This is a genomic window from Clostridium sediminicola, assembly GCF_050402865.1.
GTDB classification, from domain to species: domain Bacteria; phylum Bacillota; class Clostridia; order Clostridiales; family Clostridiaceae; genus Clostridium_AF; species Clostridium_AF sediminicola.
Genome location: NZ_BAABMF010000053.1, coordinates 1 through 2,290, shown reverse-complemented (window position 1 = coordinate 2,290; position 2,290 = coordinate 1). Strand labels below are relative to the sequence as shown.

At 45.4% G+C, this 2,290-nt stretch carries 2 protein-coding genes; both read right to left on the bottom strand.

Annotated elements, in window-relative coordinates; translation table 11 throughout:
• On the bottom strand, positions 1-1,016 hold a 1,016-nt coding region (locus ACQ3F0_RS26625), incomplete at its 3' end, for a 2-hydroxyacyl-CoA dehydratase subunit D (RefSeq protein ID WP_428868851.1).
• Between the two features lies 1 nt (position 1,017).
• Positions 1,018-2,148, bottom strand: a complete 1,131-nt coding sequence (locus ACQ3F0_RS26620; protein ID WP_428868850.1) for a 2-hydroxyacyl-CoA dehydratase subunit D — start codon at positions 2,146-2,148, stop codon at positions 1,018-1,020.
• Positions 2,149-2,290 lie beyond the last annotated feature (142 nt).

The window sequence follows — 2,290 nt, the reverse complement described above, 5'->3', positions numbered from 1 at the left end:
TAGTGTTCAGCAGGGCCGGAAGCACCGTGAATCATAGGACTGGCCTTGGCCTTCTTTGCCATAGTAATCAGCATATCTTCCTTGTCATGGACGTCCTCAAAAAGAATACCATTCTGATAGCCAAAGCCATCCATAACCATGATTGCTCCGAATTCTTTCTCCATCCAAGACAGAAGACCGGCGTTGGCCCACACGATATTTTGCAACCAGGACACGCGGTACTTCTCATCTTTAACGGCACCCAATCCCTTATCGGCCATAGCCTTACCAACATCATACTGTTTCTGCATAAACTTAAGCATATCAGGATGACCAGACATACTCATCATCATCTCGTTGAGAACCAATAGATGACCTGGTAGCGGACATGGCTTTAACCTTCTCAAGTCCGCAATCTTATTCATCAAATCGTTACACTTGTTGGAAATCTCCGCAATTTCAGCGAACCTATCCCAGTCCATCTTCTTCCCAGTCACTTCTTCCATAAAGGTTATAAAGCCTTCATACTGCTTAGCTAAATACTTATAGCCACGTTCATCTCTACGGAAGGGAACATCCAAGCGGTAAGATGGAACTCCAAAAATTTTGTCAATAGCTGGGTGGCAAACACGAGCTGAGTCGCATGGTACAGTGCAGTAAACGAAGCCATCAGGCTCGACACCATATTCGCCGCGTAGCGCAACACCCAACTCAACCTTATCCAAGCCGCACGCAGTAGATGGAACATACTTCTCCGCCTCATCTACATAGACCGCGGCAACATCTACCTTGCTGGCGATACGAGTAGGTACCATGTCTAGTAAGAATGGCACCGCATCAAATGCATAAATCAACTCAATAGGGCCAGGACCGCCGAAAAAAATGACCTTCTTGCCGTTCTTATGAGCATCACGAACGTCATCCCAGTACGCCTTCTGAACATCAAACATCCACAAATCCTGTGGTCTCTTCTTGCTTATATATTGAATAATGCTATCAACCTGATCACATGTATCCGAAATTAAATTTACACCCATATTATTCATCCTCCTTGTCAATCATTTCAATAAAGGCTTCGGCACGAATTGCTAGTTGACCTGCGTTCGCCATTAGTTCCTCACGCTCTACAGCAAGCATCGGAATGTTGGCATTCTTCATCAAATCGTCAAGGTATACAGCCTCGCCGCCCCAGCACTCACAGTTGTGCAACTTCTCATATATAATACCGTCCACCTTGTAATCCTTAATCATCTTCATGATAAACTCATGTAGCTCATCGTGGAGATCTATCATACGAGGACATACTGGACGAGTCAAGTACGACTTGGCAATGGCTCCCATCACATCGTCATCGTGCAGCTCCACCGGCTCCCAAAGGTATCTGCTACCAAAGCATAGCGCGTCCGTCACGATGAGACCACCCTTGTCCTCTATTACCTTAGTGTACTCAGGGTCATCTAAGGCGCTACCAATCACCATAAGGCGAATACGATGGTCGGTGATAGGTGTTCTGTTCTTGGCATCTGCAAGGAATGCCTTCAAAAGCTCATTGAATTCTTCCTTAGGCATTGAGGTAGCTGCTAGGGTAATCTTAAGGGTATCGCTACCGCTGATGACTGGGTTTTCTGCCATGCGCAGCTCATACAACTCACGGATAAGCCTACGAGTCTCGTTGTACAACTCAACGGATGCCTTTAGCTTTTCGTCGGTAATCTTGACACCGGCAAACTTCTCTATGCCTTCTCTTATGTCATTGAGCTCATCCTTATAGAAGTCTATGCTAAGATCCTTGACCATACGTGGAGCCCCTAAATCCCTTAGAAAGTGTTTTTCCTTGTTGGGGTCTATGTGTTTCCAGTTGTCGTAAATACGGCTTGCCATTGTGCATCCATCAGATGTAATCAAGCCGTCTATGTCATAAGTTCCGTCCATCAAATACTGGAGGCAGCTACGAGCATAGCTACAACTTAAACTGGACATCCAGGTTTCAGCCTCGCTACTGTCGGTGCAGCCAGTGGCTCTTACACGAACAGGCAGCATGCCTGCAGCATGAATGATTTCCTCAGGAACATGGCAGCAGATTGTGCCGATAACCTTTTTTTCCTGAGCTTTCCATGCTTTTACAGACTCATTGGAAATACTTGTATCAAATAACTTTTCGTAATTCATAGTTTCACTCCTTGTTTCATATTTTTTATACCTTATTTATACACCACATTATTGCTCTCTCGGAGCAATTAGATGCTAAGTAAGCCGTTACCTCAATGGCGCGGGCAAATTACCAAGAATGCGTGATGGCCTGTGCAACACA